Source organism: Burkholderia sp. JKS000303 (assembly GCF_002563755.1).
In the GTDB taxonomy this organism is placed as follows: Bacteria; Pseudomonadota; Gammaproteobacteria; order Burkholderiales; family Burkholderiaceae; genus Burkholderia; species Burkholderia anthina_B.
Genome location: NZ_PDBZ01000002.1, coordinates 1 through 24479, shown reverse-complemented (window position 1 = coordinate 24479; position 24479 = coordinate 1). Strand labels below are relative to the sequence as shown.

Here is a 24479-nt window from a genome sequence, read left to right as displayed (position 1 = left end):
CACCTTCCCCGCACACGGCAAACTGGACACGCCTGCATCGCTGCGGTACTGTTCCGCACAATTCGCGCCAGACCGGCCAGTGCCGGGGCGGGCGCCGCTGCGAAGCGATTTCAATCCCCGGGGACATGTCGATGGACACGTTACAGATGATGCGCATTTTCGCCCGGGTGGCGGAGGAGGGCAGCTTCACGAGCGCGGCCCAGCGCCTGGACATCACCACCGCTTACGCATCGCGGTCGGTCGCCCAACTCGAAACTCACCTGCGCACACGCCTGCTCAACCGGAGCACGCGCCGCATCGCGTTGACCGATGCCGGACAGCGCTACCTCGACCGCTGCCAGCGCATCCTCGGCTATATCGACGAAGCGGAGGCCGAGGCGGCCGACGCGCAGGCGAAGCCGTCGGGGCGGCTCCATGTCCACGCGACGACGAGTTTTGGCCAGGCGTATCTGGTGCCCGCGGTCGTGCGATACCGGCAGCGCTATCCGTCCGTGGCGGTCGAGCTCACGCTGTCGCAGCACGTGCCCGACATCATCGACGAAGGCTACGACGTGTCGCTGCAACTGAGCTCGACGGAGTTGCCCGATTCGGGGCTGGTGTCGCAGCGGCTCGGCGATGTGCACAGCGTGCTGTGCGCGTCGCCCGCCTATCTGAAGGAACGCGGCATGCCGCGCACCGTGCGTGATCTCGAAGCGCATGCCTGCCTGCAGATCGTCACGCCCGTGTTTCCGCGCGACCGCTGGCATCTCGACGGCCCTAATGGTCGCGAGACGTTCGAACTGCCGCCGCCGGACTTTCAGGTCAACATCGCCGATGCGCTCGGCGGTGCGTTGCGCGCCGGCCTCGGGATCGGCTCGCTGCCGATGTCGAGCGCGGTGCCGGCGCTGGCCAGTGGCGCCCTCGTTCGCGTGCTGCCCGAGTACCGGTTGCAGAAGCTGACGGTCTATACGCTGTATGCGTCGCGCCAGTACCTCGACGCGAAGATCCGCACCTTCGTCGATTTCCTGCGCGAATGCGTGCCCGAAATGCTGTCCGCCGACGAGGCGGCGTTGTGCGCGCCCAGCGAGTCCTGAGCGCAAGGTAACGACGCATGCCGCGTCCGATGACGCGGCGCGTCGTGTTGTAGCGCATGAATCGTTTTTCGTTCGCCCCAGATGATTCGCATAACGAAGTGACAAGTGCGAACGGTGCGATGCGATTTCTCCGATCGGCCGCGTCGTCGGCCGCACGTCTTTATGAAAACCCCTGCTTTCGATATCGGACATCGTTGGTTCGATGCGAAGCGTCGAACCCCTAGAATCGATTCGACTCGCGCGAGCGGTTCGACACGCCAGTTTCAATGTCGCGAACCGCGAGCACGCAACGCGTTCCTCCGCTTCCTTCCGTTCGAACACAGGACACCATGGCAGACCGACTTTCCAGATCCCGCCGCCGGCTCATCCAGGCCGGCCTGGCGATCGCCGCGGGCGCTGCCGCCCAGCCGCGCTTCGCGTTTGCCGGTGCGGCCGGCACGCGCACGTTGCGCATTGGCTACCAGAAAGGGCCGTTGAGCCTGTTGAAGGCGAGAGGCTCGCTGCAGGGCAAGCTCGCCACGCTCGGCGTCAACGTTACGTGGACCGAATTCCCGTCGGGGCCGCCGCAACTCGAAGCGCTGAACGCGGGGTCGATCGACTTCGGCGATGTCGGCGAGGCGCCGCCGATCTTCGCGCTCGCGGCGGGCGCACCGCTCGTCTATTACGCGCAGACGCCGGCCGGCCCCGCGACCGAGGCCGTGGTCGTTGCAAAGGACTCGCCGGTGAAGACCTTCGCGGATCTGCGCGGCAAGCGCATCGCGCTCGTGAAGGGATCGAATACGCACTTCCTGCTGGTCAGGCTGCTGCAGGCAGCGAAATTGCGTTATGCGGATGTCACGCCGGTCTGGCTGTCGCCGTCCGACGCGCGTGCCGCGTTCGAAAGCCGCTCGGTCGACGCGTGGATCATCTGGGATCCGTTTCTCGCGGTCGTCCAGCAGACGCTGGGTGCGCGCATCGTCGCGGACGGCACGGGGCTCGTCGAGAACCGCAGCTACTACTTCGCGTCGCGCACTTATGCGCAGCACAATGCCGACGTGCTCGGCGTGGCCGTGTCCGAGCTGACGGCGGTCCAGCGATGGCTCGACGCGAATCGCGCGCAGGGCGCGGCCGAGTTCTCGAAACTGTGGGGCATTCCGGAGCCGGCGGTCGCGCTCGCATTCAGTCGCGCGCGGTTCGGCGTCGAACCCGTGACGCGCGACACGCTTGCGTATCAGCAGCGCATCGCGGATGTGTTCTATCAGGCGGGGATCCTGCCGAAGCGTGTCGACGTGAGCCAGGCCGCGCCGCCCGCGCTCGCGTGACGGATCCTTTCCGGTAAACGACAACGCCACGGACGTGAATCCGTGGCGTTTCGTTTGATGTGTCCTGCTGCGCGTCTGTCGTGCTTACCGCAGCGCTGGATCAGCTTCGCTGGTCCCAGAGCGTGCGCCCGAAGAACGTGAGCGTGCGATCCCAGGCGAACTGCGACCACACCGGATCGAACTGCGTGCCGCCGATGCGGCCGGGCCCGACCGCCGTTTCGTTCGCGAACGCGTGATGCGCGAGATAGCGGTGGAACTCGATGTCGACCTTGGCGTCCGTCAGCTTCTTCTCCAGCGCATCGACCTGGTCGATCGCGAAGAACGCGTCCTGCGTGCCCCAGTGGCCCATCAGCGGCACCTTGATCTTCGACGGATCGAGGTAGTCGAGCGGAGGGAAGCCGTACCACGTGACGCCGGCGTCCGCATCGGCGAACTGCAGCGACAGCAGCGTCAGTGCACCGCCCATGCAGAAACCGGTGACGGCGACGCGCGATGCGCGCGTCTTCAGGTATTGCACCGCGCCGGGGATATCCTGCGACGCGGCGTCGCCGAAATCGAGCCCGGTCATCAGATGGTGCGCTTCTTCCTCTTCGACCGTCGACTTGCCGCGATACAGATCGGGCACGAGCGCAAAGTAGCCGCAGCGCGCGAGCCGGTCGGCGACGCCGCGGATCTGGTCGTTCAACCCCCACCATTCCTGGATGACGACGACTGCGGGCGCGCCTTCGGTCTTTTCCGGCGTGGCGAGGTAGCCCTGCAGTTCCTGGCCGTCCGGGCGGTGAAACTTGATCATGGAACCAGATGTTTGAGACATGAAACCGCTCCTTTTCGAAAAATGCGATGCGTGCGGCATCGGGTCGGCCAGCGCCGACCACGCGGCCATTCTATGCGCAAACGTCGGCAGTTTGCGTGAACGGTATGGCGCGGCGATTGCCCGTCGTGGAGCGGCGGTTTCATGCACCGAAAGCGCAACACCCCGCCCCGATGAACGGGAGCGGGGTGTTGCGTCGGCAGCGGGCGTAACGGGCGATGCGCCGGGTACGCGCCGCGTGCGGGGGGCTTACTGACCGAAATAGATCGAGTCGCGAGCGTCCTGCTTGACCGCGATCACGCGGCCGGCACGCACGCTGGCCGCAGCCTGTGTGCCGTAACCGGTTGCGTCGTCGTTCGTCACGCGCGCTTGTGCGGTCTGCAGTGCATTCGGGTAGTGAACGTCGGAAACTTCCGGCTTGTACCCGGCCTGTTCGAGCTGAACCAGTTCCGCACGAACCTGGGCTCGCGTGAGCTCGCCCGACGGATTCGATTGTGCGAATGCGCCAAAGGATGCGGTGAGAGCGGTGGCAGCGGCGACTGCGTAGATGAACGATTTCATGGTGACCTCCGGTTTAGTAGATTTCGCGCTTCGCTTGTTGCGTTCAGCGATTGATTACATCGTAGCGATCGCGTTACCGGTCGGAAATAGGCGTTCCAGCGAATGATTATTGCAACTGGGTAAACGATTCGAATGGAATGGAGTCCGAGATATCGTCTGATGATTGGCGAAGGTTTGAAGCGCAATCGGGATCTTGCGAGGGTCGCATGCTTGCATGCGCGATTGCCGAGGCACGATGGAATTCGCTTTTCGTGGCCGGTAGCGAAGCGCCAGGATTGCGCGTTGGCGATCTACCGGTGCGATTCGGGGCAGGGACGTATTGCGGTCACATGTCGGGTATGGTCGACATGATGACGAATTGAATCGGATAACGAATCATTTAAGGAGGTATCGAAATGCCCCGACACGATCGCATTGCGATAAGCGGTTGCCTCTGTCTTCCCGCATGCTTCACGCATGAAGCGGAACGCTCGTGCCGACTCGCCGCTCCGTGCCGGATCATGCTTCCACGACCGCCTGTCGTTTCCGGTATTCGGCCGGCGTGATCCCGACATGCCGCACGAACGCTCTCCGGAGCGTATCGACATTCGCGAAGCCGCATTTCGCGGCGACCTGCTTCGGCGTGTCATGTCCGTTTTCGAGCAACTGGCGAGCCGCCGAGATGCGAGTCGTTTCAACCCAGGCTGCGGGCGTCATCCCGACCTCCGCGCGAAAGAGTCGCGCGAAATGGCGTGGGCTCATCCCCGCATGCTTCGCGAGTTCGGCCACCGAGTGTTCGAATTCCGGATGGCCGGCGATCCAGCGCTGGACTTCCTGCAGGACCGAGCGCCCGGCCGGGCGCGCCTCGCCGCTGCGGCTGAACTGGAGTTGCCCGCCCGGGCGCTTGAAGAACATGACCAGTTGCGCGGCGACGCGCCGCGCGATGTCCCGGCCGAGATCCTCCTCGACCAGCGCGAGCGCGAGATCGAGCCCTGCCGTGACGCCGGCACCGGTACGCAGCTTGCCGTCCCGCACGTACAGCGCGTCTGCCTCGACAGCGAGCGACGGATAGGCTTCGGCGAGCGCATCGGCGGCGGCCCAGTGCGTCGTCAGGCGTCGTCCTTTCAGCAGCCCGGTCGCGGCGAGGATGAATGCGCCCGTGCAGATCGACCCGTAACGTTTGCTTTGCACGGCGGCCGATCGCAGCCAGGCGAGAACGTCGGTCCGCAGCGCGATGCGGGTCGCGCCGGGCGCACCGGCGACGAGCAGCGTGTCGATGCGATCGGGGATGTCTGGTGCGATCCAGTCGGCCAGCAATTGCGCGCCCGACGAACTGCGGATTGGGCCGGACTCGGTCGCGATGATCCGTGTCGTATAGAACGGCTTGCCGCATTCGGCGTTTGCCTGTGCGAATACGTCGAGTGGGGCGGAGACGTCGAGCAGTTGTACGCCCGGTACCGCGAGAATACCAACGACCTTCGGCATGATCGGTTGCGGGTTGTGTCGATGTGTCGAACGTGACGCGTAGCAGTATAGACGCGCGACACGTCGCGACGCGCTGTTGTCCGCGTGCCTTGCGGATGCGTTTTCACGGTTTCGGCAGTCATGGCCGTCGCGCGAGCGAAATGGCAGGATTTGGCGTACTACGTCGATTGATGCCAAATGTCGGATTCCGGAGAATCGATGCTGTCTTCAATGGAGGTCGACCATGACTATGAACGTCGCCGGCATCGCCGTTCCCGATAGCCAACTGGCTCGCGAAATCACCGAGCTCGTCCGGGATACCGAGTCCGAATTGCTGTTTCATCACTCCAGCCGTGTCTATTACTTCGGTGCACTGGCGGGCCAGCGCCGCGGGCTCAAGTTCGATCCGGAGCTGCTCTATTGCGGCTGCATGTTTCACGACATGGGGCTGACGCATCAGCACAGCAGCGCGTGCGAGCGATTCGAAGTGGACGGCGCCAACGCCGCGCGCGCGTTCCTGGCGAGCAGGGGCATTTCGCAGCAGGACATCGACGTCGTATGGACCTCGATCGCGCTGCACACCACGCCCGGCATTCCGCAGCACATGCATCCGGTCGTCGCGCTCGTAACCGCCGGGGTGGAGATGGACGTGCTTGGGCTGACCTATCCGGAGTACAGCGACGTCGAGCGCGACGCGGTCGTCCGTGCGCATCCGCGGACGCCGCGTTTCAAGGAAGACATCATCCAGGCGTTCTACGACGGCATCCGTCACAAGCCCGATACGACGTTCGGCAATGTGAAGGCCGATGTGCTGGCCGACAAGGATCCGCGTTTCCACGCGGGCAACTTCTGCAGCGTGATCCGAGCGTCGGTCTGGGCGGGTTGACGACGGTGCGCCGGAGGCCTGCTGGACGCATTTATCAGTAAGAAAAGTTGTTACGTGACAACGATTCGACGTTGGCATCGACTTTATATACTGAATTTCAGGAGCCACCCTCCCCGGGCGAATCTTCGATTCGCGCACTCCCGGCGAAACGTTACGGGGAGGAGCCCGCCGACACCGGCAGGCAATGGCCCGCCGAGGCGACCGTTCCCCGACACTCGACAAATCCTCGCCTTCCCGGCAAAACGCCTATAATGATTGGGCAAATTGCCGGAGAGAGGTCATGAGCACCATCGCGTTCCATCCTTCGGGCGTCGCGCATCCGCGTCAGGCCGAATTCACGATACTCGAGCAACTGCTCGCGATTCGCGTCCGCTCGGGCGCCGATCTTGCCGAGCTGGCGAGTTCACGGGTCGACGTCGCGGTGATCGACCGGCTGTCTGAGCATGGCCTGAAGTCGGACGAACTCGCGTTCATCATCCCGCGACGCACGCTGAGTCATCGCCGTCAGGCGCACGAGCGCCTGTCGCCGGAGGAGTCCGACAAGGCGATCCGTCTTGCGCGCATCGTCGCGCAGGCGACGGCCACGTTCGGCGATCAGGACAAGGCGATGGCGTGGCTGCGCAACGGGCTCCAGCGCTTCGGCGGCCGCACGTCACTCGACATGTCGAGCACCGAGCACGGCGCGCGACTCGTCGAAGAGGTCCTCACGCAGGTCGACGAGGGGTACTTCGCTTGACGACGTTGTGGCGGATCAGCAATTACGCGGACCTGAAAGGCATCGGCGGGTTGCGTGCCGGCGGGCGCTGGCATTTTGCCGGGCAGCCCGTCGTCTATCTCGCCGAGCACCCGGCGCTCGCGCTGCTCGAGACGCTCGTGCACTTCGAAATCACCACCGTTGCGCAATTGCCGAGCGGTTACCAGCTGCTTCGCATCGAGGCGCCCGAATCGGTGGACGTCGCCGAGATCGTGGAAAGCGATGCGCCGGCCGACTGGCGAACCAATCTCGACTGGACCCGCAGCGCCGGCACCGAATGGCTGCACACGCAGCCGAGCGCACTGCTGCGCGTGCCGAGCGTCGTCGTGCCGCATGCGCACAATTTCCTGCTGAATCCGCTGCACCCGGACGCATCCGCAATCCGCATCGCCGAAGTCATGCAGTCGCCGTACGACAGCCGGATCCTGCGGCTCGTCCAGTCGAACCCGGGCGAATAGGCGCTGCTGCGCGTCGCCGTGCGCGCGAGCCCGATCAGCGTTCGCGCGCGGCGCGGTCCGCGGCCGCATCGGGCGTCAGCGTCTGACGGATCCGCGTGACCGTTCGCGAACTGGCCAGGCCGAGCATCGCGCTGACGTCGGCATGTGGATGACCATCGAGCAACTGGCGGCGTGCATACGTATTGCGCAGCACGCGCGGGCTCATGTCCGCCGCATGAAAGCCGATCGCGGTCAGCGCATCGCGCACGACGAGCAGCAGAAACATGTCGTTCATTGCACCGCCGCCGCGCGGGGCAGGAAACAGTCGCGCCGATGCGGGCGCATCGGGCGACATCGCTCGCCATGCGGCGAGCGGCGTCCACGCGAACGAAGCGAGTGCGATCGTTCGCGCAGGCCGCGCGCGATGGCGCGGCACGGTGAGCGATGGCGGCTGCGCGTCGGGATCGAGCGCGTCGCATGTCACTGCACGAATCTCGGCCGACGTGATCCCGCTTGCGAGCAGCAGCGCGACGATCGCGCGATTCCGGCACGCGGCCGGCGTGTCCGCCGGTTGCGGCTGCACATGACGCTGCAGTGCGGCGTCGGCATCGGACGACAGGCAGCACGGTTCGGGTTCGCTATCCGGCCAGACGGGATCGCGCGTCGTCCGGCCGGCAGGGTGGTGCGTCCGCACGCCGGCTTCGACCAGATGCCGGCTCAGCCGGTCGATCAGCTTCGCGTAGCGAACACGCGTCGACGTGCCGGGCGCGCAGGTGCGTTCGAGTTCCGCCAGAAATGCCGCGACGTGCTCGGGGCCGAAGGAGGCCAGCGATACGCGGTGCGCGATCAGGTGACGCAGGAACCGGTCGAACATCGCCACGTGCTGCACGACCGAGCGCGGCGCGAATGGCCGGTGGCCGGCACCGGTCGCGGCCGTTTCCTGCCACGTGCGAAACGTGCCGACGGGATCGTGAGTCCAGCGATTCGTGTCCATTCACGATTTATACCGCGGAACGCGGTGGCGCCGGCAATCGCCGCGATGTTCGATGCGTCTGCCGGCGCGATGCAAGCGATGGCTCAACGCGCGGTGCGTGCCGCGTCAGTCCCGTCGACCCCGTCGTTGTTCATCGTCAGATAGACGAGCACGAGCAGCAGCGTGATGAAGAAACGAAACGCGTCCGGCACGCCGTTCCATTGTTTCGACATCCACATGCCGAACCATTCGCCGCCGACCGACATGAATCCGACCTGCCACGTGAGGAAGCCGAGCGTCAGCCCGGCGATCGCGCACGATTTGGCGGCACGGAATGCCGCGTCGTTCGCGCGTCGCGCGCGAAGCAGCCGGATGCCGCCGATCCAGCACAGGATGGCCGTCAGCGTTTCCATCGAGATGATCGCGACATAGCCGGCGTGATGGACCCACGGTGTGTCGATGGCGCGGTACATGATGCCGTTGCCGGGAAAGGTCGTGTCCATCAGAAAGACGTGGTGCACGAACGCGAAATTCGTCGCGTAATCGGTCATGTTGCCGAACGCGACGAGGGATGCGAAGAAAGCCATGGCGAGCACCATGGCGGCCTTGGAAAGGCGAACGATCATAACGGACTCCGAATTGAATGGGCACGCGCACGTTCGAGCGCGCGGTGCTGAACCGACGTTGGGGACGATACTTGCGACAGCGTTTCCGGCCGGGCCGGTGGATATGCGTGCGTGAGCACGGCGGCGCGGAGATCGGGACTGGAAGACCTGAAGCCGGCGCAGCGTCGAGGAGACGCACGTGCCGGCTGGATCGAGTGCCCGCGCCAGGAAGGTGCGGCGATTGTCGGCGCAAGCGCGGGCGTCGTCAAGTGAGGCCGTTTCGCGACGCAGCACGATGCAGCACATGGGCGTCGCGCGATTGCGCGTGCAGGTTCGGTGACGTTGCACACACAACAGCCGGGCGCATCGCGTCATTTCCTTATTGCGCAAAAAAATCCGTTCGTGGGACTATCGACTGCGTTGCCCGCGCACCGAGGGGGTCGCAGGCAGCGTGACGAACATCGCAACGACCTACAAGAACATCGACAGACAATGAACAGAACAGCGATCTTCCCGTATGCATCCGCACTGGTTGCAGCCGCCATGATGACGGCATGCGGCGGTAACGACATCGAAAACGACGCCGGCGCGACACCGACGCCCGGATCCGACGCGAGCTGCCTCGCGATCGACAACAGCGGCTCGACGGTTGTCGTCGGCTCGAACCAGCCGGGCGACCCGTCGCTGCCCGAAGCCGCGTCGGGCTACCGCACCGGCATGAAACCCGTCTATGCAAAAACCTATCTCGTCGCGACCTCGAACGCGTATGCGAGCGCAGCCGGTTGCGCGGTGCTGAAGCGCGGCGGCACGGCCGCCGATGCGGCGGTCGCCGTGCAGGCCGTGCTGGGTCTGACGGTGCCGGAGGCGACGGGCCTCGGGTCGGGCGGCGTGCTGCTCTACTACGATGCGCGCGGCAAGACGCTGCAGGCGTACGACGGACGCGAGACTGCCCCTGCCGCTGCAACGGAGAACTACCTGCGCTACGTCGACGACCAGAGCGACCAGTCGGCGCCGCAACCGAACGCGCGCGCAAGCGGCCGTTCGATCGGCACGATCGGCGTGCCGAGGCTCATCGAGGCATTGCAGCAGGATCACGGTAAGCTGCCGTGGCAGGGCCTGTTCGGCGATGCGATCACGCTCGCGACCAACGGCTTTCCGATCGGCGGCCGGCTCGCCGACGCGATCGCATCGAACGCCGCGAACCTGAAACGCGATCCCGAGGCCGCCGCGTATTTCCTGAACACGGACGGTTCGCCGAAAACGCTCGGCACCGTGCTGAAGAACCCGGCTTACGCACGCACGCTGACGCTGATGGCACAGTCCGGCGCGAACGCGCTGTACACGGGGCAGATCGCGCAGGACATCGTTGCGAAGATCGCGACGGCGAAGGGCGCGGACGGCTCGACGATCACGCCGGGCAAGACGACCGTCGCGGATCTGGCCGCATACCAGGCGAAGCGCCGCGAATCCGTGTGCACGACTTATCGTAGCTACTGGGTATGCGGGATGCCGCCGCCGTCTTCGGGTGGCATCGCGGTCGCGTCGGCGCTCGGCATTCTCGAAAACTTCGACCTGAAGCCGCTGAAGCCGACGGCGATTGATCTGGAAGGCGGCAAGCCGACCGTCGCCGGCGTGCATCTCGTGACCGAGGCCGAGCGTCTTGCGTATGCCGACCGCGACAAGTACGTGGCCGATACGGATTTCGTGCCGCTGCCGGGCGGCACGTGGGACACGCTGCTGAACAAGCCGTACCTGAAGTCGCGTGCGGCGCTGATCGACACGAGCAAGAGCATGGGGACCGCGCAGCCGGGCGATCTCGGCTCGGTGCCGCTCGGCGTCGACACGACGCTGATCGAGCACGGCACCAACCAGTTCACGATCGTCGATGGCGACGGCAGCGTGCTGAGTGCGACGACGACCGTCGAGTCGAGCATGGGCTCGTTTCACATGACCAACGGGTTCCTGCTGAACAACCAGCTGACCGATTTCTCGGCGAACCCGCTCGACAGCGCCGGCAATCCGGTGGCGAACCGCCTGCAGCCCGGCAAGCGGCCGCGCAGCTCGATGGCGCCGACGATCGTGTTCGGCAAGGCCGCCGATGGCTCGCGTGGCGCGTTCGTGATGGCCACCGGTTCGCCGGGCGGCGGTACGATTCCGCAATACGTGGTCAAGACGCTGGTCGGTGCGCTCGACTGGGGGCTCGATGCACAGCAATCCGCGGGGCTCGTCGATTTCGGCGCAAGCAACAGCCCGACGACGACCATCGGCGGTGAACATCCGAACGTCGATGCGTCGAACGGCGGCGCGAACGATCCGCTGATCACGGGGCTCGTCGCACTCGGCCACAAGGTGTCGACGTCCGCGCAGGCGAGCGGCGTCAATACGGTGATGCGGGTGCCGCTCGGACAGGCGAGCGTGCTGCAGGGTGGCACCGACCCGCGTCGCGAAGGCGTCGTGCTGGGTGACACGTTCAGGCCGTAAGCGGGCGGTATCCTGCGATGGCGCGCGGCTCCGGCCTGCCGGCAATGGCAGCGCCGGAGCCGCGCGTCGCAGATCGGAACGCCGACGCGGTGCGCGGCGGGGCCGGCCGATGAATGGAATCGCCACGTATCGTGGCAAAGGATTGCCGTGACGAACCCGCATCTGCTTGAGATGGACGCGATCCTGTCGGCCCCGGGCTTCTTCGATTTCCTCGGCGACGTCGATTGCGAGCGCGTGCTGGACAGTCGCGATGCCGAGCCTTTCGATACGCCATGGATGGCGGCGTTCGACGAAATCGACGGCGATCCGGGCGCCGCGCTCGACAAGCCGGCGGTGGACGTGCTGAGGGAAAAGGCGTTCAGGCTCGCGTTCAGGGCGTCGGGGAACGCCGACATTGCGGCATGCGTTGCCGACGACATCGAGCTGATCGCGAGAAGCCGGCTGTCGGGTCGAGTCGATGGCTGGCCGATTCACTTGCTTTGGAATGCGTATCAAAACGGTCGCTTCCCGTGCTGACCGATGCCTCGTGCCTGCTGCGCCGATGCATGCCATCGGGCGATTCGCAATCCATGGCCGGGAGGCCTGATTGTCAAACAGTGTGAGTCAATCGTCAGCATTTGCAACTGAAGTAACAGTCCCCGCAATTTGATGGTTTCGGACGTTGGCGCCGCTACATTAGCTCCACCTGCCGCACGTCGCGGCAAGGCATGCGACAAGCCGCACGAAGGCGGCCCGCAGCAACAACGTCTTTGGGGAGAATGACCATGAACAAGATTCGCACGATCCTGCTTGGTGCCGCGCTGACGGCAATCGCATCGGCTGCTTTCGCACAAACGGCGCAGACGGGCGCGGAAGGTTCCGCCGGCGTCGGCGCACAGGTCCAGACGCCGTTGCTCGGCGGCGGCGTGGGTGTGCAGGGCGGCGCAGGCGCGAATGCAGCGGGCTCGGGTTCGGGCGCAGGCAGCCTCGTCGGTGGCGCGCTGCACGGCGTCGGCCAGACGGTCGGCGGCGTCGGTTCCGCGGCAGGCAATGCGGTGGGCGGCGCGACGCACGCGGTCGGCTCGGCCGCTGGCTCGGCGAAGGATGCGGCGGCATCGGCTGCGCACGCAACGAAGTCGCACGTGAAGCACGCCGCGGCTTCGGCGAAGAGCCACGCGCAAGGCGCGATGTCGACGGCGGGCAACGTCGCCGGCGGCGCCAAGGCGAAGGCCGGTGAAGCGCTCGCGGGCGCGACGAACTCGGTGCAGGGCGGCGCATCGGTCGGCGTGCAGGGTTCGGCGTCGGCACAAGGCGGCGCGCAGTAAGCGATCCGCTCCGAGCCAAGGCCCGGCCCGCTTCGATGCGGGCCGGGCTTTTTTATTGGCGCGCCGCATATCGTGGCCGGATGCGTCTGCCGCGGACCGAAACGGGAAGCGCCCCGCACGCGCTGCCCATTGCCCGCCCGCCATGCTTAAATAGCGGGGCTTCCGGTTGCCGGGCCGCTGCGCGTGGCGGCGCCGGTCGATCAGGCAAGCATGTCCGATCGGCATCGTGACGACAGATGACACCAAAGTGCCGCCCGGCCCGTCCGGCGTGGTCCGATAACATTCCGAGGCATCACGATCATGACCATCCTGCTCCGTCTTCTCGCGCTCGCTTGCGTGCTGTGGCTTGCGGCGTGCGCATCACCGCCTCCGCCTTCTGCGAGCGCCGCTGCGCCCGCTCCCGCACCGTCCAGCCAGGAAGCCGGCGAACGCCGCGGGCTCGGCACCGCATGGGGCGAGTCGGTGCGTTCCGAAACCCGCAAGGTCGATTTCGAACGGGCGGACCTGACGACGCCGACGGATCTCGCATCGGTCTACTACAACGATGCGTTGCCCGGGCATCCGCCGGCGTCGCGGATGCGCCGGTTGCCCACGCGCGTCGCGCTCGCGAATGGCGACATCGCGCTGTCGTTCACGGACGAGAAGGGCGCACCGCTGCATCTCGCGCGGAGCAACGGCCGCTGGCACATGGCCGGTGTCGAGGGGGCGCGTTACATGATCGTGCTGCGCAACCAGGGGCGTCGCGCGTTCGAGGTCGTGTCGACGGTCGACGGGCTCGACGTGCTGTCGGGGCGGCCGGGCAGCTACACGAACGGCGGCTATGTGTTGTATCCGGGGCGCACGCTGACGATCGAGGGGTTCCGCAAGAGTCGCGATGAAGTCGCTGCGTTCCGCTTCGCGTCGGTGTCCGACAGCTATGTCGCGAATTCGAAGTACGGCGATACGGCGAACGTCGGGGTGATCGGCGTCGCGCTGTTCGCGCAGAAGGAGAACGACGAGGATGCGCTGCGTCGCAACGCGAATCCGTTCCCGGGTAACGACAACGGTTTTGCACCGCCGCCCGTGCCGCGTGGCGAGTGACGCGCGCGGGGACGCAGATCACGGGTGCCGTCCGCCACCGACTTCGTAAGATCCTGCGATGCGAGCGGTAGCGCGCCGCATCGTGTCTACCGGGTTTCGGATCACCGGCTCGTCGAGATCGCGCTGTCACGCGGTCGTTGACGGACGCCAGGCCGCGCGCATTCGCGGCACCCGCTTTCAGGTACCATCCCGACCCGCCGGTGACGGGCGGTACCATCGGCCCGTTGCCACATCGCGACCGCGCATCCGGCAGCAGCCGACCGCGCTCGCCGCTCGACGGCGCACAATGCGGATCGACGTCGCCCCTTCGCCATGACACAGAGGAATCTTCGTGAAGTTCATCCACGCGGCAGACATTCACCTTGACAGCCCGTTGCACGGCCTGAGCGCGTATCCCGACGCGCCGGCCGCGCAGCTGCGCAGCGCGTCGCGCGAGGCGCTGCGGCAACTCGTGGATCGTGCGATCGAAGAGGAGGTTGCGTTTCTCGTGATCGCCGGCGACCTGTACGACGGCGACTGGAAGGACCACAACACCGGCATTTTCTTCGGTCAGCAGATGGGCCGCCTGCGCAAGGCTGGCATTCGCGCATTCGTGCTCGGCGGCAATCACGATGCCGAAAGCGAGATGACGAAGAAGCTGACGTTGCCCGACAACGTCACCGTGTTCGGCCACCGGAAGCCGGAAACGCACCGGTTGCCGGAGTTCGACATCGCGCTGCACGGACAGAGCTTCAAGGACAAGGCCGTCGTCGACAATCTCGCGATCGGCTATCCAGATCCCGTGCCTGGCTACTACAACATTGGCGTGCTGCACACGGCACTCGAAGGCTATGCGGCGCACGCGAACTACGCGCCGTGCACGCTGGCGGAGCTGCACGCGAAGGGCTACGACTACTGGGCGCTCGGCCACGTGCACGAGTTCCAGCAATGGTCGGGGCCGTCGACCGTCGTATTTCCCGGCAATCTGCAGGGGCGCCACATCCGCGAGACGGGCCGCCGCGGCGCGGTGCTCGTGACGCTCGAGCAGGGCCGCACGCACGTCGAACGTTTGTACCTCGACGTGCTGCGCTGGGAGGCGGTCTCCGTCGATGCGTCCGACTGCTTCACCGTCGCCGATCTGTCGAGAAAGATCGGCCAGTCGCTGGAGGCCCTGCTGGAAGTCGATGGCCACGTGCCGCGCGCGGTGCGCGTGACGGTCACGGGGCGCACGCCCGCGCACGGCCTCTTTTTCGGTCGGGCGACGCAGTTGCGCGCGGAGGTGTTGAACCAGATCGGGATCATCGGCAACGAGCGGCTGTGGCTGGAGAAGGTCCGGCTCGCGACGTCCGCGCCCGAGCAGCAACAGGGCGAGAGCGAGCAACTCGAAGCGCTGGAGGACCTGAAGCAGATCCTGGCCGACGCGGCACACGATCCGGACTTTCTCGCGCTGCTCGAACGCGACCTGAAGCCGTTCGTCGGCAAGGTGCGCAGCGACGTGAAGGAAGAGGTGCCGCTGCTGACGATGGCGCGTGCGAGCGAGCTCACGGCGCTCGTCGAGCAGGTCGGTCCCGCGTTGCTCGCGCGGCTGGCGAGGGGGGAATAAGCGATGCGCATCAATCAACTCGATCTGATCAAGTACGGCAAGTTCACCGACGAGACGCTGCGCTTCCCGTCGGCCGGCCAGGATTTCCACGTGATCGTGGGGCCGAACGAGGCCGGCAAGTCGACGATCCGGACGGCCGTGTCGGAACTGCTGTTCGGGATGAAGCTGCAGACGCCGCTCGACTTCCTGCACGCGACGCCCGAACTGCGGATCGGTGGCGTGCTGGAGAGCGGCGCCGGCGCGCTCGCGTTTCATCGCGCCCGCGGACGCAGCCCGTTGCGCACCCCCGCCGACGACAAGCTGCCGGACGACTATCTCGCGGGCATCCTCGACGGCGCGACACGCGAGTTCTTCGAGCAGATGTTCGGGCTTGACCACGGACGGCTCGTCGACGGCGGCCGCAGCATTCTCGATGCCTCCGACAAGCTCGGCCAGGTGCTGTTCGAGTCGGCGGCAGGCGTCGGCACGCTCGGGCCCGTGCGCGAGGAGCTCGACGCGCGGGCGGTCGAGCTGTGGGCGCCGCGCCGCAGCGGCAGCGCGTTCGCGCAGGCCGAGACGTCGTTCAACGAAGCCGTCGGCGAACTGAAGACGGTCCAGGTGCGTACGCGCGACTGGGTCGACCGCAAGGAGGCGCGCGACGCGGTCGAGCACGAGATCGAGCAGGCGCGCGCGGAGCAGCGCCGCCTCGAAGCGCTGCGCTCGAAGCTCGAACGTGTGCGGCGGCTGGCGCCGTATCTGAAGGAACTGACGGTCAAGGAAGCGGCGCTGGCGGAGCTGGGCACGGTCGTCGAGTTGCCGCCGACCGCGTATGCGGACCTGCTGAAAGCGCAGGGCGATCTCGCGGCCGAACAGAAGGTGCGTGAAGAACGGCGTGCCGATCTGCTCGCGAAACAGCAGGCGCGCGATGCGATCGATCCGGATGCCGATGCACTGGCACTCGAGGGTGACATCGAAGTGCTCGACCGCTTGCGCGGCGCGTGCATGAATCACGCACAGGATCTGCTGCTGCTCGGTTCGGACGTCGAGCGACATCTGTCCGCGGCGGGTGCCGCCGCCGCGCAGCTCGGCTGGCCGACCGACGAGGCGTCGCTGCGCGCGGCACTGCCGACTGCGCTGTCGCTGAAGACGGTGGCCAACCTGCTGCGCGACCACGGCGCGCTGCATCAGGCGCTCGCCGGTGCGCGCGAATCGCGCGACGAGCGCACGCAGGAACTTGCCCAGGTCCAGGAGCAGTTGGCGCGCCTGTCGACCGTCGAGGTACCGGAAGCGCTGCGTGCAGCACTTGCCGATGCGCAGGGTTTTCGCACGAGTGGCCAGCGCGAACAGGCACTCGAACGCGACATCGCCGCGGCCGAGCGTACGCTTGCCGACACGCTCGAGGCGCTCGGCCAGTGGCGCCAGCCGGTCGACACGCTGCGTGCGCTCGACGTGCCGTCGGCGGCTCGGCTCGGGGCGCTGCTCAACGAAGCAAGCGAGCGTGCGAGCGCGGCGGCCGCTGCACGCGACGCACGGGACGGTGCGCACGAAGAACACGAACGGCTCGAACTGCAGGAGAAGCATTTCGCGGAGACCCACAAGGTCGTCACGACCGCCGAGGTGCTGGCGGCGCGTGCGCGTCGTGATGGCGCGTGGGGCGACATTCGCAGCGGCGCGGTCGATCTCGCCGTGGGCGCACCGGCCGTCGACGATGCGATTCGCCTGGCCGACGAACTCGTCGATGCGCAGCTCGGTGCCACGCAAGCGGCGGCGACGCTGCAATCGCTGCGTCAGCAGGTCGAGTCCGCACGCGCCGTGTTGACGCGCCGGCAGGCCGCGGTGGACGAGCGCGAACGCGAGCTGGCCGCGCATCGCGACGCGTGGTCCGACATAGCGGCGACGGCGGGCGTCCCGGGCATGCCGCTGGCGACGATGGGCGACTGGCTCGCGAAGCGCGACGCGGTATTCGCCGCGCAGACGGAGCTCGAGCGCCAGCGCCGCGAATTCGCGACGATACGCGATGCACGGACCAATGCGGAAGCCGCGTTGCGTTCGGCGCTGCGGTTGGTATCGCGCGGCAGTGACGCGGACGGGCTGGCGGCGCTCATCGCCATCGCCGAGACCTTCGTGCAGTCGGCCGAGAAGACGCTCGCGCAGAAGGACAGCCTCGAGGATCGCGCGCGCGAAGCCGAACGCGGATGCGCGACGGCGCGGTTGCGCGCCGGCCAGGCCCAGACCGCCTACGATGCATGGAGCACGCAGTGGCGTGACGCGCTTGCCGACGCGAAACTGTCCGCGAACGCAGTGACGCAGGCTGCTGCGGAAGGCGCGCTCGCGCTCGCGAACACGGTGACGGCCGAACTGGTCGACGCCGATGCGCCGCGCAACCGGATTGCCGCGATTCGCGCGGAGTTGGTCGCGCTCGAGGCCGGTGCACGGCGGCTGGCCGAAGCGCTCGAACCCGAGTGGCTCACGAGCGGCGACTGGCTGGACGTTGCACGCAAGCTGACGATGCGCGTGGCGGCGGCGCGCGAAACCGCGCGCGCGATCGGTCGCGCCGACGAGGCCGTGCGCCAGGCCGACGGCAAGCTCGCCGATGCGGCCGCCGCGGTGGCGGGCGCGGATGCCCGCATCCAGCCGCTGCTGCAACTGGCCGGCGTCGTGTCGATCGACGCGGCGTTGCCGCTGGCCGAGCGATCGGATCGGCAGCGCCAGTTCCGGCAGGCCGTCGATGCCGCAAAGGAGGCGCTGGTGCGCGACGGCGACGGGTTGTCCCAGCAGGCCATCGAAGCCGAGGTCGCGGAGCAGGAGATCGCCGACGTGCCCGTGCATCTCGAAGCGGCCAAGCAGGCGCTCGACGACGTCGGCAAGCGGCTGAACGCGCTCGCGCAGCAACAGGTCGTGGTGCAACAGGCGTTCGGCGCGATCGACGGCCACGCGAGCGCGGCCGTGGCCGAGGCGAAGCGGCAGGAAGCGCTGGCGGCGATGGGCGACGCGGCCGAACAGTATCTGGAGGCGGCCACCGCGAGCCGCTTGCTGAAGTGGGCGACCGATCGCTATCGCGATCAGAAGCAGGGGCCGATGCTGCGGCGCGCGAGCGAGATCTTCGCGGGGCTCACATTGGGCGAATTTGCGCGGCTGACCGTCGACACCGAACGAACGCCGCCCGCACTGTACGCGCGGCGCACGAAGGGCACGTCGGTCGACGTCACCGGCCTGAGCGAAGGCACGCGCGACCAGCTGTTTCTCGCGCTGCGGATCGCGGCGCTGGAACTGCAGCTCGCCAGCAGGACCGGGCTGCCGTTCGTCGCCGACGATCTGTTCATCAACTTCGACGATGCGCGCGCGAAGGCCGGACTCGAGGCGCTGCGCGATCTGTCGACGCGAACCCAGGTGCTGTTCCTGACGCACCACGACCATTTGCTGCCGCTCGTGCGGGACGTGTTCGGCGCACAGGTCAACGTGGTCGCGCTGCAGCGTGAGGCCGCCGGCGCATGACGCCGGGCGGCCCGATGTCCCGATATTCGGGAAAGGTCATCGCGTACAGGTAGTATGTGCGGTTCCGAAACGCACGCGACCGGTTCCGCCGGTCGCGGGACCGGCCACACGAGGGGTCAATATGAATAAGCTGGTAGCCGCCATTGCGTTTGCGGCGGACAAGCATCGCAATCAGCGGCGCAAGGACGACGAGGCGTCGCCGTACATCAATCATCCGATTGCGCTTGCCGACGTGCTGGCAAACGAAGCCGGCATCGAGGACGAGCGCGTGATCGTCGCTGCCGTGCTGCACGACACGATCGAGGATACGGAGACCACCGAACAGGAGCTGTTGCGGCTGTTCGGCAAGGACGTCGCCGACATCGTGATGGAGGTCACCGACGACAAGTCGTTGCCGAAGGACGAGCGCAAGCGCCTGCAGGTCGAGCATGCGGCGACCATCAGCCGGCGCGCGAAGCTCGTGAAGCTGGCCGACAAGATCTGCAACCTGCGCGACATCGCGCGGCATCCGCCCGCGGACTGGCCGCTCGAACGCAAGCAGGCGTACTTCGACTGGGCGAAATCCGTCGTCGACCGGATGCGCGGCGTGCATCCCGGTCTGGAGGGGATCTTCGACGTCGCGTACGACGCACGGCCGACGCACTGACCGCGGCCATGTCGGCGGTCCGATCCCGATCCACCGCCCGGCCGCTGCCCGCGGTAGCGGGCGTCGATGTGGGCGGCGACAGGAAACAATGCGATCTCGTGATCCTGCGTGGCTCGGCGATCGTGTGTCGAGAGGCGAAGATCGCGCCCGAGGCGCTGCCTTCGCTGTGCATCGAGCATGATGTCGTGGCCGTCGGCGTCGATGCGCCGAGCCAGTGGTGGACCGGCAGCGGACGTCGGGCGGCCGAGCAGGCGCTCGCGCGCGAACGGATCTCGTGTTTCCCGACGCCGTCGCGCGAGCAGGCCATCGCGAGCACGTCGGGCTTCTTCGACTGGATGTTCATGGGCGAGCGCGTCTACCGCGCGCTGGCGGATGCGTATCCGCTGCTGACCGATGCGCGGTATGCCGGCGGCCGCGTGAGCTTCGAGACTTATCCGTACGCGATTACCTGCGCGATGCTCGGCAAGGCGATTGCTTCCGCGAAGCAGAAACGCATCCAGCGCCGGCAATTGCTGGAACAGTTGGGGATCGACGTCTCGACGCTGCGATCGGTCGACGCGCGGGACGCCACGCTTTGTGCGTTGACCGCGCAATACGTGATCGACGGAAACGCGCATGCCTATGGCGATGCGCAGGGCGGGTATATCCGCGTGCCGGTCGTCAGCGAGACGATTGCGCTCGACGCGCTTTGACCATGGTGTGCGGCCGGCGAATGCCGGCTACGGCAAGGTGAGTTTTTTCGGGAGATGTGGTGAATTGTCGGCGTTGCGCGATGCACGCAGCAACCGTTCGCCGCGCAAGCACGACGCAGACGGCGTAAGCGACATGGGCAGTCGATACGCCGCGCGCTCGGGCGATGCTCAGTCTTCGAGAATGGACTTCGGCACGCTGGACAGATCGCAAGCGGTGGCCTGCTCGAAATAACCTTGCGCATCGTCGATCATCACGACCGCGACGTCGATCAGTTCATCGAGCCGTTGCAGCAGCGATTCGCGCCACTCGATGTCTTCGTCGCGCTCGGGCGTCTTGTCCAGCTGCTCGATGACCGAATCGGCCGTCTGCAGGAACGGGATTGCCTGCTGATAGTTTTCGATCGAGACCATCGCCGCGTTGCGTGCGCCGACGAGCCGTTCGCGATGCTCGTCCGCCAGTTCGGATTCGCCGCTGATGCGCGGGAGGACATCCGAGATGCGTTGCAGAAGCGGCGGAACGTGTTGTTCCAGCATGATGGCGCGCTCGCGCAGCGCTGCATATTCGTCGCGGAGATCGGCGTCGCCGGATTGAGTGGTGCTGTCCATCGTCGGTATGAGTGCGTTGTTCGATCGCGGCATGATACTCGACAGCGCGAATCCCTTTATATGTTCGGCAGCCAGGTGGCCCGCGAGACAGGGATGCGCAATACGATCGAACACGCGATGCAGCGTGCTGCCTATATAGGGAGTCTCTGTTGTGACCGAGGCCCGCCATACCCAAAGCCTCCGTGCGCGGTAGCGCACGGAGGCTTTTTCAAAATATTTTCACAAAAGGGCTTGCGGAGATTGGGGTGGGTGCTTAGAATCACGCCTCTTTCGCGCTAACGGAAACGCAGCGCGAGAGAAGAAGGAAGGGAAGCAGTGCGGTCGAGGTTGCTGTAGAGCCCCGGCGCACAAGGCGTTGAACCCCAACCGTCGCAACGAAGTAGTTAAAAAAGTTGTTGACGAGTTGAAAAAGACGGTTCATAATCTCGCTTCTCTGCTGCTGAAAACGCAGCGCTGCTGAGAGACACGAAGTTCCTCGCAGAAATGCTCTTTAAAAATTAACAGCCGATAAGTGTGGGCGCTTGATGGACGCGAGCTGATCCTCGGATCAGATAGCGAAAGTATCAAGAGTCTCACACTAAAGTAAGTCAGGTTTATGAAGCAATTCATATTCCTGTCAGCTTTGAGTGAGCGACCGGTTCTTAACTGAACCGAAAACAGTAACAGGTTTAAACTGAAGAGTTTGATCCTGGCTCAGATTGAACGCTGGCGGCATGCCTTACACATGCAAGTCGAACGGCAGCACGGGTGCTTGCACCTGGTGGCGAGTGGCGAACGGGTGAGTAATACATCGGAACATGTCCTGTAGTGGGGGATAGCCCGGCGAAAGCCGGATTAATACCGCATACGATCTACGGATGAAAGCGGGGGACCTTCGGGCCTCGCGCTATAGGGTTGGCCGATGGCTGATTAGCTAGTTGGTGGGGTAAAGGCCTACCAAGGCGACGATCAGTAGCTGGTCTGAGAGGACGACCAGCCACACTGGGACTGAGACACGGCCCAGACTCCTACGGGAGGCAGCAGTGGGGAATTTTGGACAATGGGCGAAAGCCTGATCCAGCAATGCCGCGTGTGTGAAGAAGGCCTTCGGGTTGTAAAGCACTTTTGTCCGGAAAGAAATCCTTGGCTCTAATACAGTCGGGGGATGACGGTACCGGAAGAATAAGCACCGGCTAACTACGTGCCAGCAGCCGCGGTAATACGTAGGGTGCAAGCGTTAATCGGAATTACTGGGCGTAAAGCGTGCGCAGGCGGTTTGTTAAGACCGATGTGAAATCCCCGGGCTCAACCTGGGAACTGCATTGGTGACTGGCAAGCTAGAGTATGGCAGAGGGGGTAGAATTCCACGTGTAGCAGTGAAATGCGTAGAGATGTGGAGGAATACCGATGGCGAAGGCAGCCCCCTGGGCCAATACTGACGCTCATGCACGAAGCGTGGGGAGCAAACAGGATTAGATACCCTGGTAGTCCACGCCCTAAACGATGTCAACTAGTTGTTGGGGATTCATTTCCTTAGTAACGTAGCTAACGCGTGAAGTTGACCGCCTGGGGAGTACGGTCGCAAGATTAAAACTCAAAGGAATTGACGGGGACCCGCACAAGCGGTGGATGATGTGGATTAATTCGATGCAACGCGAAAAACCTTACCTACCCTTGACATGGTCGGAATCCTGCTGAGAGGTGGGAGTGCTCGAAAGAGAACCGGCGCACAGGTGCTGCATGGCTGTCGTCAGCTCGTGTCGTGAGATGTTGGGTTAAGTCCCGCAACGAGCGCAACCCTTGTCCTTAGTTGCTACGCAAGAGCACTCTAAGGAGACTGCCGGTGACAAACCGGAGGAAGGTGGGGATGACGTCAAGTCCTCATGGCCCTTATGGGTAGGGCTTCACACGTCATACAATGGTCGGAACAGAGGGTTGCCAACCCGCGAGGGGAGCTAATCCCAGAAAACCGATCGTAGTCCGGATTGCACTCTGCAACTCGAGTGCATGAAGCTGGAATCGCTAGTAATCGCGGATCAGCATGCCGCGGTGAATACGTTCCCGGGTCTTGTACACACCGCCCGTCACACCATGGGAGTGGGTTTTACCAGAAGTGGCTAGTCTAACCGCAAGGAGGACGGTCACCACGGTAGGATTCATGACTGGGGTGAAGTCGTAACAAGGTAGCCGTATCGGAAGGTGCGGCTGGATCACCTCCTTTCTAGAGCTTCTCGCAAAGTTGAGCGCTCACGCTTATCGGCTGTAAATTAAAGACAGACTCAGGGGTCTGTAGCTCAGTCGGTTAGAGCACCGTCTTGATAAGGCGGGGGTCGTTGGTTCGAATCCAACCAGACCCACCACCGTCTTGGCGGACGGTACACCCTGAGGCATACCTGTACATGGGGGCATAGCTCAGCTGGGAGAGCACCTGCTTTGCAAGCAGGGGGTCGTCGGTTCGATCCCGTCTGCCTCCACCAATCTTCAATGACAAGCGTTCGACTTCGTCGAACGTTTGTCATTGGCGATTGAGCCAGTCAGAGTGATATGAGTAACACCATATCGGCTGTCGTTCTTTAACAATCTGGAAGAAGTAAGTAATTTGGATAGCGGAAGCGTCTATGAGATGGACGTGAAAACTATCCGGGTTGTGATGTATCGATGTATCTCAAGATGATTCGAACTCTATGTTTGACTCAATTGGAATACGGCACAAATGCGAGAACTCAACCTGTAACGAACTGTCGATGAGACAGACTCGTTATAGGGTCAAGCGAACAAGTGCATGTGGTGGATGCCTTGGCGATCACAGGCGATAAGGACGCGGTAGCCTGCGAAAAGCTACGGGGAGCTGGCAAACAAGCTTGATCCGTAGATGTCCGAATGGGGAAACCCACTCCTTTGGAGTATCCATAGCTGAATACATAGGCTATGCGAAGCGAACGCGGTGAACTGAAACATCTAAGTAACCGCAGGAAAAGAAATCAACCGAGATTCCCAAAGTAGTGGCGAGCGAAATGGGATGAGCCTTGCACTCTTATTTGTATTGTTAGCCGAACACTCTGGAAAGTGTGGCCATAGCGGGTGATAGCCCCGTAGGCGAAAACAGTACGAAAGAACTAGGTGTGCGACAAGTAGGGCGGGACACGTGAAATCCTGTCTGAAGATGGGGGGACCATCCTCCAAGGCTAATACTCGTGATCGACCGATAGTGAACCAGTACCGTGAGGGAAAGGTGAAAAGAACCCCGGGAGGGGAGTGAAATAGATCCTGAAACCGCATGCATACAAACAGTCGGAGCCTCGAAAGGGGTGACGGCGTACCTTTTGTATAATGGGTCAGCGACTTACGTTCAGTAGCAAGCTTAACCGTATAGGGCAGGCGTAGCGAAAGCGAGTCCGAATAGGGCGTTCAGTTGCTGGGCGTAGACCCGAAACCAAGTGATCTATCCATGGCCAGGATGAAGGTGCGGTAACACGTACTGGAGGTCCGAACCCACTAACGTTGAAAAGTTAGGGATGAGCTGTGGATAGGGGTGAAAGGCTAAACAAACTTGGAAATAGCTGGTTCTCTCCGAAAACTATTTAGGTAGTGCCTCGTGTCTCACCTTCGGGGTAGAGCACTGTCATGGTTTGGGGGTCTATTGCAGATTACCCCGCCATAGCAAACTCCGAATACCGAAGAGTGCAATCACGGGAGACAGACATCGGGTGCTAACGTCCGGTGTCAAGAGGGAAACAACCCAGACCGCCAGCTAAGGTCCCCAAATATAGCTAAGTGGGAAACGAAGTGGG

At 64.5% G+C, this 24479-nt stretch carries 19 protein-coding genes, 2 tRNA genes and 2 rRNA genes; 17 read left to right on the top strand and 6 right to left on the bottom strand.

Features of this window, described 5'->3' with window-relative positions:
* Positions 1–131 precede the first annotated feature (131 nt).
* Both BX604_RS22180 and BX604_RS22175 read left to right on the top strand, forming a co-directional pair.
* Complete coding sequence (locus BX604_RS22180; protein ID WP_098553969.1) at positions 132–1073, top strand: LysR family transcriptional regulator; 942 nt, start codon at positions 132–134, stop codon at positions 1071–1073.
* 329 nt (positions 1074–1402) lie between these two features.
* Complete coding sequence (locus tag BX604_RS22175; protein WP_098553037.1) at positions 1403–2374, top strand: aliphatic sulfonate ABC transporter substrate-binding protein; 972 nt, start codon at positions 1403–1405, stop codon at positions 2372–2374.
* A gap of 100 nt (positions 2375–2474) precedes the next feature.
* Here BX604_RS22175 and BX604_RS22170 read toward each other — a convergent pair whose 3' ends face one another.
* From BX604_RS22170 to BX604_RS22160, 3 genes are all read right to left on the bottom strand, one after another.
* Complete coding sequence (locus tag BX604_RS22170; RefSeq protein ID WP_098553968.1) at positions 2475–3188, bottom strand: dienelactone hydrolase family protein; 714 nt, start codon at positions 3186–3188, stop codon at positions 2475–2477.
* Positions 3189–3434: 246 nt separating this feature from the next.
* Positions 3435–3746, bottom strand: a complete 312-nt coding sequence (locus BX604_RS22165; protein WP_098553036.1) for a DUF4148 domain-containing protein — start codon at positions 3744–3746, stop codon at positions 3435–3437.
* 498 nt (positions 3747–4244) lie between these two features.
* Positions 4245–5210 (bottom strand): GlxA family transcriptional regulator, encoded by a 966-nt coding sequence (locus BX604_RS22160; RefSeq protein ID WP_098553035.1) that lies wholly within the window; start codon positions 5208–5210, stop codon positions 4245–4247.
* Between the two features lie 223 nt (positions 5211–5433).
* On the opposite strand from BX604_RS22160, the gene BX604_RS22155 reads away from it, so the two are divergent.
* The 3 genes from BX604_RS22155 to BX604_RS22145 all read left to right on the top strand — a co-directional run bounded on the left by BX604_RS22155 (position 5434) and on the right by BX604_RS22145 (position 7287).
* Positions 5434–6075 (top strand): HD domain-containing protein, encoded by a 642-nt coding sequence (locus BX604_RS22155; RefSeq protein ID WP_098553034.1) that lies wholly within the window; start codon positions 5434–5436, stop codon positions 6073–6075.
* A 280-nt stretch (positions 6076–6355) separates the two neighbouring features.
* Complete coding sequence (parS, locus tag BX604_RS22150; protein ID WP_098553033.1) at positions 6356–6811, top strand: type II RES/Xre toxin-antitoxin system antitoxin; 456 nt, start codon at positions 6356–6358, stop codon at positions 6809–6811.
* Positions 6808–7287 (top strand): RES family NAD+ phosphorylase, encoded by a 480-nt coding sequence (locus BX604_RS22145; RefSeq protein WP_098553032.1) that lies wholly within the window; start codon positions 6808–6810, stop codon positions 7285–7287. The genes parS and BX604_RS22145 overlap by 4 nt, the downstream gene beginning before the upstream one ends.
* 34 nt (positions 7288–7321) lie before the next feature.
* Here BX604_RS22145 and BX604_RS22140 read toward each other — a convergent pair whose 3' ends face one another.
* Together BX604_RS22140 and BX604_RS22135 are read right to left on the bottom strand one after the other, a co-directional pair.
* Positions 7322–8260 (bottom strand): tyrosine-type recombinase/integrase, encoded by a 939-nt coding sequence (locus BX604_RS22140; protein ID WP_098553031.1) that lies wholly within the window; start codon positions 8258–8260, stop codon positions 7322–7324.
* A gap of 83 nt (positions 8261–8343) precedes the next feature.
* A complete protein-coding gene (locus tag BX604_RS22135) occupies positions 8344–8865 on the bottom strand; it encodes a DUF2165 family protein (RefSeq protein WP_098553030.1) in 522 nt (173 codons plus the stop codon).
* Between the two features lie 471 nt (positions 8866–9336).
* On the opposite strand from BX604_RS22135, the gene BX604_RS22130 reads away from it, so the two are divergent.
* From BX604_RS22130 to BX604_RS22095, 8 genes are all read left to right on the top strand, one after another.
* Positions 9337–11325 carry a gamma-glutamyltransferase family protein gene (locus BX604_RS22130; RefSeq protein WP_098553029.1) on the top strand — a complete coding sequence of 663 codons (1989 nt, stop codon included), beginning with the start codon at positions 9337–9339 and terminating at the stop codon, positions 11323–11325.
* 147 nt (positions 11326–11472) lie between these two features.
* Positions 11473–11841 carry a hypothetical protein gene (locus BX604_RS22125; RefSeq protein ID WP_098553028.1) on the top strand — a complete coding sequence of 123 codons (369 nt, stop codon included), beginning with the start codon at positions 11473–11475 and terminating at the stop codon, positions 11839–11841.
* Positions 11842–12089: 248 nt separating this feature from the next.
* Entirely contained in the window at positions 12090–12629 is a 540-nt protein-coding gene (locus BX604_RS22120; protein WP_098553027.1) for a hypothetical protein, read from the top strand.
* Between the two features lie 300 nt (positions 12630–12929).
* Positions 12930–13709 (top strand): hypothetical protein, encoded by a 780-nt coding sequence (locus BX604_RS22115; RefSeq protein WP_098553026.1) that lies wholly within the window; start codon positions 12930–12932, stop codon positions 13707–13709.
* Positions 13710–14040: 331 nt separating this feature from the next.
* Entirely contained in the window at positions 14041–15291 is a 1251-nt protein-coding gene (locus tag BX604_RS22110) for a metallophosphoesterase family protein (protein WP_098553025.1), read from the top strand.
* Between the two features lie 3 nt (positions 15292–15294).
* Positions 15295–18765, top strand: a complete 3471-nt coding sequence (locus tag BX604_RS22105) for an ATP-binding protein (protein WP_098553024.1) — start codon at positions 15295–15297, stop codon at positions 18763–18765.
* A gap of 121 nt (positions 18766–18886) precedes the next feature.
* On the top strand, positions 18887–19411 hold the full coding sequence (locus BX604_RS22100) for an HD domain-containing protein (protein WP_096507993.1): 525 nt from the start codon (positions 18887–18889) through the stop codon (positions 19409–19411).
* Positions 19412–19419: 8 nt separating this feature from the next.
* A complete protein-coding gene (locus tag BX604_RS22095) occupies positions 19420–20103 on the top strand; it encodes a DUF429 domain-containing protein (RefSeq protein WP_098553023.1) in 684 nt (227 codons plus the stop codon).
* Positions 20104–20271: 168 nt separating this feature from the next.
* On the opposite strand, the gene BX604_RS22090 is transcribed toward BX604_RS22095, so the two are convergent.
* Entirely contained in the window at positions 20272–20742 is a 471-nt protein-coding gene (locus BX604_RS22090; protein ID WP_098553022.1) for an ATPase, read from the bottom strand.
* Positions 20743–21379: 637 nt separating this feature from the next.
* Between BX604_RS22090 and BX604_RS22085 the strand changes: the two genes are divergently transcribed.
* The 4 genes from BX604_RS22085 to BX604_RS22070 all read left to right on the top strand — a co-directional run.
* Positions 21380–22909, top strand: a 16S ribosomal RNA gene (locus BX604_RS22085).
* Between the two features lie 62 nt (positions 22910–22971).
* Positions 22972–23048 (top strand) — tRNA-Ile (locus BX604_RS22080).
* Positions 23049–23089: 41 nt separating this feature from the next.
* Positions 23090–23165 (top strand) — tRNA-Ala (locus BX604_RS22075).
* Positions 23166–23452: 287 nt separating this feature from the next.
* Positions 23453–24479 (top strand): 23S ribosomal RNA (locus tag BX604_RS22070); the annotation flags it as partial.

What these genes read in the sequence shown, in the direction of transcription:
- BX604_RS22135 (WP_098553030.1), bottom strand. Translation starts at nt 8,865, where the DNA reads ATGATCGTTCGCCTTTCCAAGGCCGCCATGGTGCTCGCCATGGCTTTC.
- BX604_RS22155 (WP_098553034.1), top strand. Translation starts at nt 5,434, where the DNA reads ATGACTATGAACGTCGCCGGCATCGCCGTTCCCGATAGCCAACTGGCT.
- BX604_RS22170 (WP_098553968.1), bottom strand. Translation starts at nt 3,188, where the DNA reads ATGTCTCAAACATCTGGTTCCATGATCAAGTTTCACCGCCCGGACGGC.
- BX604_RS22105 (WP_098553024.1), top strand. Translation starts at nt 15,295, where the DNA reads ATGCGCATCAATCAACTCGATCTGATCAAGTACGGCAAGTTCACCGAC.
- BX604_RS22160 (WP_098553035.1), bottom strand. Translation starts at nt 5,210, where the DNA reads ATGCCGAAGGTCGTTGGTATTCTCGCGGTACCGGGCGTACAACTGCTC.
- BX604_RS22140 (WP_098553031.1), bottom strand. Translation starts at nt 8,260, where the DNA reads ATGGACACGAATCGCTGGACTCACGATCCCGTCGGCACGTTTCGCACG.
- BX604_RS22090 (WP_098553022.1), bottom strand. Translation starts at nt 20,742, where the DNA reads ATGCCGCGATCGAACAACGCACTCATACCGACGATGGACAGCACCACT.
- BX604_RS22180 (WP_098553969.1), top strand. Translation starts at nt 132, where the DNA reads ATGGACACGTTACAGATGATGCGCATTTTCGCCCGGGTGGCGGAGGAG.
- BX604_RS22095 (WP_098553023.1), top strand. Translation starts at nt 19,420, where the DNA reads ATGTCGGCGGTCCGATCCCGATCCACCGCCCGGCCGCTGCCCGCGGTA.
- BX604_RS22130 (WP_098553029.1), top strand. Translation starts at nt 9,337, where the DNA reads ATGAACAGAACAGCGATCTTCCCGTATGCATCCGCACTGGTTGCAGCC.
- BX604_RS22175 (WP_098553037.1), top strand. Translation starts at nt 1,403, where the DNA reads ATGGCAGACCGACTTTCCAGATCCCGCCGCCGGCTCATCCAGGCCGGC.
- BX604_RS22120 (WP_098553027.1), top strand. Translation starts at nt 12,090, where the DNA reads ATGAACAAGATTCGCACGATCCTGCTTGGTGCCGCGCTGACGGCAATC.
- BX604_RS22115 (WP_098553026.1), top strand. Translation starts at nt 12,930, where the DNA reads ATGACCATCCTGCTCCGTCTTCTCGCGCTCGCTTGCGTGCTGTGGCTT.
- BX604_RS22100 (WP_096507993.1), top strand. Translation starts at nt 18,887, where the DNA reads ATGAATAAGCTGGTAGCCGCCATTGCGTTTGCGGCGGACAAGCATCGC.
- BX604_RS22165 (WP_098553036.1), bottom strand. Translation starts at nt 3,746, where the DNA reads ATGAAATCGTTCATCTACGCAGTCGCCGCTGCCACCGCTCTCACCGCA.
- parS (WP_098553033.1), top strand. Translation starts at nt 6,356, where the DNA reads ATGAGCACCATCGCGTTCCATCCTTCGGGCGTCGCGCATCCGCGTCAG.